Genomic DNA, 8,990 nt, shown 5'->3' with positions numbered 1-8,990 from the left:
CTCCGATCAAGACTCTTGGATTCAGGGCAGGCCTTCCGGTTGCTTTAGGCGGGTTTCGTTTGCTATACATGTTGACCAGATCATCCCAGGGAATCTGCTTACTGAGTACCACCCAACGGTTGGATGGGGCCAGTTGGTTATAGAATGGTGTCTCAAATCCTGAAAGAGAAAGCTGGTTTGGGCTGGTATATTCGCTGCGTGGTGCACGCCTTTTGGTGGTCTTTCGCATAGTTACTTGCACTTATACACCCTTAATTTGTGAAAAAAACCTCTAAAAACCGCTAAAACGTCACTTTTTTATTTTCTAAGCAGACCCTAAATAAAATTTACAATTCAAAATTAGTTTATTGTAAATTTTCGAATATTTATTATAATTGGATTTTTCAGAATTGGTTTTTTACTTACCTTTAAAACGGCCATTTTATTGTTAAAATTGCCCCATTTGTACTTAGCTATCAGTCGTTTGTAATTTAGAAAGGAGGTATCCGGATGAAATAATGTCAATCTCATTCTCAAATAGAAAAATATGGGGTAGAAGTACCCTATCGTCCATTTCATTCATTCTCTAATAATTTAAATTAGAAAATATTTGGTTATAAAAGTTTTACTAAAAACAAATTTAAATGATGTTTAAAAATAGAATGTTTTTACTGTTGATGCTCCTTTTCTCCATGGCTCAGGCCTATGGGCAGCAGAGGACCATTACCGGTATAGTGACAGATGAATCCGGCGAACCCATACCGTCCGTTTTGGTTTTGATCAAGGGTTCGACGGTAGGTACTACTACCGACCTGGACGGATCCTATGAGATAGCAGTAAGTGGTAAAGCCACCCTGATTTTCAATATGGTGGGATTTAAGGGTAAGGAAATCGCTACAGAGGGCACCAGCGAAATCAACGTCACACTACAGGAGGACAGCATGGACCTCAATGAAGTAGTGGTGGTAGGATTTAGCGAAGTAGAGCGGCAGCACCTGGCTTCATCCGTGGAGGAGTTGGATATGGATTTGATCAAAAGTCGCCCCATTTTCAAATTGGAAGAAGCTTTTAGCGGTACCATTCCGGGAGTTACCCTGATGCAGGGCAATAACCTGCCTGGTAGTGTGCCGGGTACCATATCCATCCGTGGTATAAGTACACTGCAAAACGCGTCGCCACTGGTCATTATCGATGGCATGGAACAATCGCTTACCGATATTGACCCGAATCAGGTGAAGAATATTACGGTATTGAAAGATGCAGCATCGGCCGCACTTTATGGTTCACGGGGAGCCAACGGCGTTATCATCATCGAAACGGAAAGAGGAACTACCGGACAATTCAGGGTCAACCTGCACTCCTGGGCGGCCTTGCACAACCCCATAGATTTGCCCGATTTTGTAGGATCTGCGGACTATATGCGATTGAATAACGAGGCCAGGAGCCACCAGGGACAATCAGAGTTGTTTTCAGAAGAAGATATTGTGGCAGCCGAAAATGGCAACTATACGAATACAGACTGGCTGGGATCAGTAATGCAACGGCAGTCTTATTCACACAATACCTCTGCGAGTATCTCCGGTGGGGGAGGCGTAGGTACTTTTAACCTGATGCTGGGATACCTGAATGAAAATGGCATGAACCGCCTTGAGGGATCTGAGAAATTTTCGGCAAGATTTAATACAAACATCAATATAGCTGACAAATTTGTACTTCAGGCAGATTTTTATGCCCATCGTTTGCAGGTAGACCGGCTAAATGCCAACACCAATGGCCATGGATTGTACCAGCAGGCCTGGAGGATGAATCCTACCCAACAGATTTTCTATGATTCAGAGCTTCAGGACAACTATATCCTGCACAACAATATCAATCCACTGGCCTCAATCAATCATGGCGGATCCTGGAATGCGCTGCACGACAGAAGCACCATCAACCTGCGGCCCAAGTATTTTATCAACGACAAACTGAGCATAGAAGGAAACGTTTCCTATCTCATCAATAAGTCTGCTGAAAAATACAAAAGATTGACCTACAAGTTTTTTGACGGAGATGGCAAGCCTGTTGAGATTTGGGGCAATTCGGTAGGTGCATCGCAGGGAGTCAGTCAAAGCCAGATTACGGCCCGGGCCATGATCAACTATGAAAATGACCTGCGGGCTGGTCAGGACAAAATCTATATTTTGGGAGGAACCGAGATCATGAACAACACCTACACAGACTACCGGGAATTTTCCAAAGCTTCTTTCTTTGCCAAGGTAAATTATTCCTTTGATAACCGGTATCTGCTGGAAGGAACAGCCAGGGCAGATGGAAGTAGTAAGTTTGCGCCGGGAAACAGGTGGGGGTTTTTCCCATCCGGTGCATTCGCCTGGAACGTCCATAACGAGTCATTTATGAGTGGTCTGATCAGTTCCGGCTCTATTAACAGTCTTAAATTCAGAGCTTCACTGGGTTTGATCGGAAACGAAAACGTCGCTCCCTACCTCTGGCAAGAGGTGGTGAATACCTGGGGCTGGACCATGCGGGTGCCCAATCCGGATTTTAGCTGGGAAAAGCAAAGGCAATACAATTTTGCCGTTGACCTGACTACGTTAAACAATAAATTAAATTTTACGGCTGAATACTACCACAAGTATTCCTACGATCTTATCTACTCGGACTTTCCGGTTCCTCCACTGACAGGTTCCTATTACCTGACTTCTTCGGTGAATATCGGTGAGGTGGAAAACAAGGGCTTTGAATTATCGGCCAATTACGCAGATCGGGTAGGAGAGGTAGATTACAGTATTGGTGGTATGTTTTTTGACAACCAAAACCGCGTATTGAAAGCCGGGTACAGCAGGGCGGATACCTTGATTTTTAAGGACAATCAGGATATGATTTGGTATGAGGGTATCGCCATTGACAACTACTTTGGATATGAGAGTGATGGCTATTTCCAGTCCTGGGAAGAGGTGGATGCTGCAGATGCAAAGCTACCCAATACCTATCCGGGAGATATCAGGTACGTAGACCAGAACGGTGACGGCGTCATCAATGACGAAGACAAAAGGAATCTGGGAGACCCCTTCCCCCACATGAATTATTCCATCAACTTTAATCTGGGCTTCAGGCGTTGGGATTTTAGTTTTCTTGGACAGGGTGTAGGCGAAAGATTGGGCAGACTCAATGGATTGGAGGGATATCCGGTTTTGATGGACGGTGTAAACAATAATCTCGGTGCTCCCAGGTCTTATTACATGGAAAACCGGTGGACTCCGGAGACCCCAAACAGCAGGTTCCCAAGGGTGTGGACCGGCACCAGCCCCAATGCGGTTTTGAGTGATGTGTGGTTAAGCAATGCCGCATTCTTCCGGGTGAAAATGCTTCAGGTAGGATATACCATTCCAAGAATAGGACGAAATATCAATAGTGTCAGGATTTACTTCAATGCTCAGGATGCAATCACCATCACAAATTGGGAAGGGCTGGAGCCTGAGAGAGATGGAGGTAACGGCAATTATCCAAGAATGGGAACATTTAGTTTAGGGGTTAAAGCCACCATTAATTAAAAAAAAGGAAATCATGAAGAAATTATTGATCATTATATTACTTGCAGGAAGCAGTCTTACCGGTTGCGTCGAGCTGCTGGACAAGACGGATCCTACTGCTACATCCTTTGTGGAGTTTTTCAACGACGAAGAAGACCTCAGGAGGGTGGTTTACAGTAGTTATCTGGACGTTTTTACCAATCCAGGCGTACACCAGACGCTATTTTACATGGAAGAAGGTAAATCTGACAATGCCTACAGCCGGGTGGATGGACACCACCACCAGCGTATTGCCAATGGCAACATCAACAGCACAACACAGGCATTTCTGTATTATTATGAGTTGCAGATGAAGCATCTGGGAAGACTCAATACCTTTGTCGCCAATGCAGATATTCCGTATGTGGAAGATGAAGCTGTGCGCACGAAATACAAAAGTATTCTGGAAGCCCTGCGGGTCTGGCATTACTTTAAGCTGACATTTCGCTGGGGCGATGTGCCCTTCCACCTGCAGCCCGCGGACCTTGTTGATGCATTACAGCCCATCACGCCAAAAGAGGAGATACTGGATGAGTTGTTTCCGTTGGCAGACGATATTGCTTCCAGACTACCACCCGACGAATATACCTCAGACAAGTACATGTTTAACCGCTACTCGTTCAAGGCAATGACCATGCGTTATGCGTTATACAACGAGCGTTATGAACTGGCGGCGCGGCTGGCAAAGGAAATCATGGACAGTAACAAATATTCCCTTTATCCTGATTACGGAGATTTGTTTCAATATGAGGGTGCCTCTACCAATAACGAAGTAATTGTGCATTTCGACCGGCAGAGTCATGGCAACCGGGCCACCAATTCCTTCAGGGACCTTGGTCCACACTACCGTACAGGAAACGGCCAATCTTATGTGGTTCCTTTGAAATCTTTGGTAGATTCGTATTGGACCTTGCAGGGCAGACCTATCTCCGAATGCCCGCTGCATACAGAGGAAGAGTATGAACTCAATCCAAATCTCAACCGTGACCCCAGGTATGAGCAATCTATCATGGGACACGGAGATGACTTTTATGGAGAACCCATCGACATATACAATGCCAATAACCCCATGTATTTCGAAAATCAGCGGGCAAGCAAATCAGGCTATTGGTTTAAGAAATATGTCTCTGAGGCAGATGCTTTCCGATCAGGGGGTAATTTTGACTTCGGCTTGCTTCGTTACGCAGAAGTACTGCTCAGCTATGCAGAAGCAAAAATCATGATGAATGATATCGATGATTTAGCACTGGAATCGATCAATATGGTAAGGCAACGAGCAGGGCTGGACATGTCGGTAGCTGATGTCACCGGTCCGGAATATGCCAACTTCAGCCAGGAAGATTGGATTCGATTGATCCGGAATGAGAGAAGAATTGAATTTGCCGGAGAAGGTTTGAGATATGAGGATATCATTCGCTGGGAAATAGCCGATGAGGTATTGAATCAGCCGGCACTGGGACATACCAGAATGGAGGATGGGGAAATGGTCTCCCTTAAGATAGAAGACCGTTCTTTTCAGCCACACAACTACAGGTGGCCTTTTCATGAAAACAGCCTGAGGGTAGAACCGGGGCTGGAACAAAATCCCGGTTATTGATCCGATCAGGCAGCAGGTAGATCCTGAAACATACCCTTGTAAATAGTATTTTAGGTAAAAAACGTAAAAAGTAAACTGCTGCTGCGCATTTAGAGATGCGCTGATTGCGAAATAAATGAGGTTGTTTGCATGGCAGACAACCTCATTTTTTTCCAGCACTTTTCAGAAACCTGTAATGGGATTTAAGGGCAATTCCAAAACTTTTGTTTTCGTGATAGGGCAAACCAAATTCAAGAGCTGTTTTTTTGACTATTCCTGAAATCTGAGGATAATGAATGTGACAAATCTTCGGAAAAAGGTGGTGCTCTACCTGTAAGTTTAAGCCTCCGCACAAAAAGCTGGTCAGACGACTATGGCGGGCAAAGTTAGCAGTAGTCTTCATTTGATGTTCTGCCCAGGATTCTTCAATATTTTCACCAGACCGGGGATTGGGAAATTCGGTTTGTTCCACCAGATGAGCCAATTGGAAGACCAGTCCCAATACCAGACCCTCGGCAAAATTCATTGCCAGGAAACCTAGCAGAAACTGCCACCAGCTTATTTTCATTAAAACCAGCGGAAGAATGATAAACAACGTGTAGTAGATGAGCTTATAGAAGAACAAATTAAAGTATTCAATTCTTGGGTGTTTGTTTTGGTGTTTTCCAATTCGCTTCTGAAAAAACTTTTTATAATCTTTCCGGAAGAACCAGGATATTGAAGCAAGTGCGTACAGAAAGAAGGCATAGATATGTTGAAACCTGTGAATGAAATAATGCCGCTCCTCAGGAGAAACCCGGACAATGCCGGGGGCTACTTCAAGATCCCCGTCATGCCCTACAATATTGGTGTAGGTATGGTGGATTTTATTGTGGGTTATTTTCCAGACGTACACGTTTGCACCGATAAGATTAAAAGTAAATCCCAAGGCCCCATTGACCCATTGTTTTGAAGAATAGGAACCATGCAGTGCATCATGGCAAATATTAAAACCGATAAATGCCATATTCATACCTAAAGCAATTGCCAGCAACAACGATACCCATGAAGGAAATAATTCCAGTAAAATGAAAAGGTACAAGGCTACAAAAGATACCAGATAGGTGACTGTTTTGAATACCATTTTTCGATTGGCCCCCTTCGAGATGGCATTGGTATCAAAATATTCATCTACTCTTTCCCTTACAGTACCGAAAAAGGTTGAATTATTTTTATTAATGAATTTTAGAGATAATGGCATATTAATAAATAATTATCCAAATTAATGGTTTTCTAAATTTTATATAATCAAAACAAAAAATATTAGTAAATAATTTAAAAAAATATAAATCTTTAAAAAATAATTACTATCGTTGGTTTTTTGCAAAGCAGCTTCGAAATTTCAGGATATTTGTAGTGAAGTCGAATGGTTGAGATTTTCGTTCAATAGAAATTTGGTCCTTAGGGCATTACCTTTAGAAGGGTTCATCAAATAACCGGTGGGAAAATATCATTTCACTCCGTAAAGCGCTAAAATATGTGCGACCTGCTTTTCTGCCAATCCGGTAAGGTCAATTCCCAATTGGTTTTTATTTACCCCGATGACCTGACTTTTCATGGTCTCGGGCAGTTTTTCAAACCCATGGAAAGCTCCCAGGATGGCTCCCGCCACTGCAGCCGTAGTATCATTGTCCCGCCCAAAATTGACCAGGAAAATAAGTGTATTCTCGAAATCAAAATCGCAAAACAACATGGCCGTCAGTACCTGCAGGTGAATTTCTCCGGCATGAAAAGGCATGTCTTGTAAGTGTTGGTCCAAAAGTGCAAAGGCAAGTTGCATGTTTTCGCTTGTAGCCGGGTTTCCACCCTCCGGTGCATTATCAATCTGTAGACTGGATTTTACTTTCTCCACAATCGACTGGGCGGTTTTCAGGATGCGATAGCTGCTCCTGCCCACCAGACGGCTCTTAAAATAGCCTTCGGGATCCACGCTACGCAGGATTTCCAGCACCTTTTCCGGGCTGTTCTCCGCCGTCATGGCTGCTGCAGTCATGGCCGCCGACAAAGCACTGATATCCCTGGCATAGCCCAAATCATAAAGGCTCAGGTTAAAGGCCTGTTCATAGGCCATTTCCGGCTGTCCGGGATACAGTAGACCAATTGCAGGCGCATATAGCAAGCCCGCACAAACCATTTCTCCTCCATAAAATTTGCCCAGTGCCTGCTGATAGGCCATCAGGTCATCTTCCTGCAAGGCCAGGGACACTTTATACCATTCCTGCAACCAAAGTACCCGGAGATTGGCATACTCCAGGGATTCGGTTTGATCTGGTCGCAGTTTTTTGAAATCCTCAAAATACCGTTCATATTCCGCCAGAACATGTGCGGAAAACTGCAAGGGATCAAGAGTGAGTTCGTCTTGCTTTTGCAGGTACTCGAAGACCAGCTTTTTCCAGCGGGTATCATCGGTAGTTCCTCCTGCGGGCAAATTGACCTTCCAGGTCCCCTCCGGAGAAACCTCCCTGACCATATCCTCCAATTGGCTGACCCAGCCGTATTCGAGCTTGATCTCCTCTCTGCTCCACATTTCAGTCGGTGCTCCCATGGCATCACCGATAGCGCTTCCGATCAGCATGCCTTTTACCCTGTCTTCAAGTTCATCCTTTTCGATTAGTAAAGGTACAGGGGATTCTTTTGGCTTTAGGGGCTTTTCCTGTGCTTGCCGGTCTGTGCTGCAAGCACCAATACAATAACACAAGAAAAGGAAAAAGAAGGGGTTAAAATTTTTCATTGATGAGGAGATGAATGGCATGTTGGCCGAGTGTTTCTTTTTCGGCCAGTGAAAGGGATAAGGGCAACTGGGCCAATCCAAATATGCGCCGTAATATTTCCACGCCCGTATACTGAGCAAGGAGATGGCTGTTTAATGGATAGGACCCGATGATTTTATCGATTGTGTCATCCCGGAAAACGGCCATCTTTAAATGCGCAAGCATTACTCCCAGATCAAATTCCGGGTCTCCCATAAAGGCAAATTCTGCATCTATGACTTTCATCCCCCTGGCCGTTTGTAACCAGCTTCCGGGGTAAAAGTCACCGTGGATCAGGCAGGTGCCCGGCCCCAGGTACCTCTCTCCCAGCAGGTCAATTTTTTTCAGCAGAGCTTTATCTTTTTTGATGATCTCAGACAAGTCCTGCAGGCCTGGTTGGACTTGATCCAAGTCGAAACCGTTATCCTTCTGGTAGGGGAGTACAAAAATATGTTGGTGGTTGAGTTCGCGCATGGCCCGGTTTTCAGGAAAATCTGCCGGGGCGATCTGGTGAAGGTTTTTGAGGTAGAGGAGTAAATCATTTACCTGCTCCACGTCCAATAATTCAGGTTGTTTATAGATAGAGAGGTAATCTTTTCCATTTTGCAGAAATTCCATGGCCATCAGCCAGTTGGACTGGTCAAAGGCAAGAATTTTGGGTGAATAGCCTGCCAGGAGTTTATTTTTGGAAAGGACCTTGTAATAGGCATATTCTATACCTGTTCGTTCTCTGGGGGCAGGTACCTGCGGATATTTGACTACATAATCCCTGGATTGCTTCAAAACGATAGACCTTTTTTCGGTATTTATTTTTAGGGTAACATTCATGTTCCCTTCACCGGCTTTCTCACTGCTGATTAGCCCCTCATCCGGGTGCAATATGCCCGTTTTTCGTAAATATTCAATTTGTGCCTGGTCTGGCGGATTTTTTAACAACATCATTCTTCGTATTCATGAAAAGCTAAGATTCAGGATATCCAAAAATAGAAACCATATTTGAATGGAGGCTACTTATTCTGAAATAAAATCCCGGTGTGGAGTTCATTTCTAGCCTTAACTGTTATATTTTTGAAC

5 protein-coding genes and 1 pseudogene are annotated in these 8,990 nt (G+C 44.3%); 2 read left to right on the top strand and 4 right to left on the bottom strand.

From position 1 onward, the window contains the following. A pseudogene (locus tag BUB19_RS23450) lies at nucleotides 1-229 on the bottom strand (IS5 family transposase); the annotation flags it as partial. A gap of 394 nt (nucleotides 230-623) precedes the next feature. Between BUB19_RS23450 and BUB19_RS23440 the strand changes: the two are divergent. Then, the gene (locus BUB19_RS23440) at nucleotides 624-3,533 is read left to right on the top strand and encodes a SusC/RagA family TonB-linked outer membrane protein (protein WP_245802941.1); all 2,910 of its coding nucleotides are present in this window, start codon (nucleotides 624-626) and stop codon (nucleotides 3,531-3,533) included. A 13-nt stretch (nucleotides 3,534-3,546) separates the two neighbouring features. Continuing rightward, the gene (locus BUB19_RS23435) at nucleotides 3,547-5,148 is read left to right on the top strand and encodes a RagB/SusD family nutrient uptake outer membrane protein (protein WP_073098303.1); all 1,602 of its coding nucleotides are present in this window, start codon (nucleotides 3,547-3,549) and stop codon (nucleotides 5,146-5,148) included. 142 nt (nucleotides 5,149-5,290) lie between these two features. On the opposite strand, the gene BUB19_RS23430 is transcribed toward BUB19_RS23435, so the two are convergent. The 3 genes from BUB19_RS23430 to BUB19_RS23420 all read right to left on the bottom strand — a co-directional run bounded on the left by BUB19_RS23430 (nucleotide 5,291) and on the right by BUB19_RS23420 (nucleotide 8,858). Beyond that, nucleotides 5,291-6,367: a fatty acid desaturase family protein gene (locus tag BUB19_RS23430; protein WP_073098301.1), complete on the bottom strand. Its 1,077-nt coding sequence runs from the start codon at nucleotides 6,365-6,367 to the stop codon at nucleotides 5,291-5,293. Nucleotides 6,368-6,616: 249 nt separating this feature from the next. Beyond that, nucleotides 6,617-7,897 carry an ADP-ribosylglycohydrolase family protein gene (locus tag BUB19_RS23425; RefSeq protein WP_073098299.1) on the bottom strand — a complete coding sequence of 427 codons (1,281 nt, stop codon included), beginning with the start codon at nucleotides 7,895-7,897 and terminating at the stop codon, nucleotides 6,617-6,619. After that, nucleotides 7,884-8,858 carry a phosphotransferase gene (locus BUB19_RS23420; protein ID WP_245802940.1) on the bottom strand — a complete coding sequence of 325 codons (975 nt, stop codon included), beginning with the start codon at nucleotides 8,856-8,858 and terminating at the stop codon, nucleotides 7,884-7,886. The genes BUB19_RS23425 and BUB19_RS23420 overlap by 14 nt, the downstream gene beginning before the upstream one ends. Nucleotides 8,859-8,990: the final 132 nt, after the last annotated feature.

Source organism: Cyclobacterium lianum, from assembly GCF_900143075.1.
Lineage (GTDB): Bacteria > Bacteroidota > Bacteroidia > Cytophagales > Cyclobacteriaceae > Cyclobacterium > Cyclobacterium lianum.
The sequence above is the reverse complement of the archived record's forward strand: the minus strand, read 5'-3'. Positions and strand labels throughout refer to the sequence as shown.

Excerpts from the sequence above, each read along its gene's own strand:
- BUB19_RS23440 (WP_245802941.1), top strand. The coding sequence starts at position 624 with ATGATGTTTAAAAATAGAATGTTTTTACTGTTGATGCTCCTTTTCTCC.
- BUB19_RS23435 (WP_073098303.1), top strand. The coding sequence starts at position 3,547 with ATGAAGAAATTATTGATCATTATATTACTTGCAGGAAGCAGTCTTACC.
- BUB19_RS23430 (WP_073098301.1), bottom strand. The coding sequence starts at position 6,367 with ATGCCATTATCTCTAAAATTCATTAATAAAAATAATTCAACCTTTTTC.
- BUB19_RS23425 (WP_073098299.1), bottom strand. The coding sequence starts at position 7,897 with ATGAAAAATTTTAACCCCTTCTTTTTCCTTTTCTTGTGTTATTGTATT.
- BUB19_RS23420 (WP_245802940.1), bottom strand. The coding sequence starts at position 8,858 with ATGATGTTGTTAAAAAATCCGCCAGACCAGGCACAAATTGAATATTTA.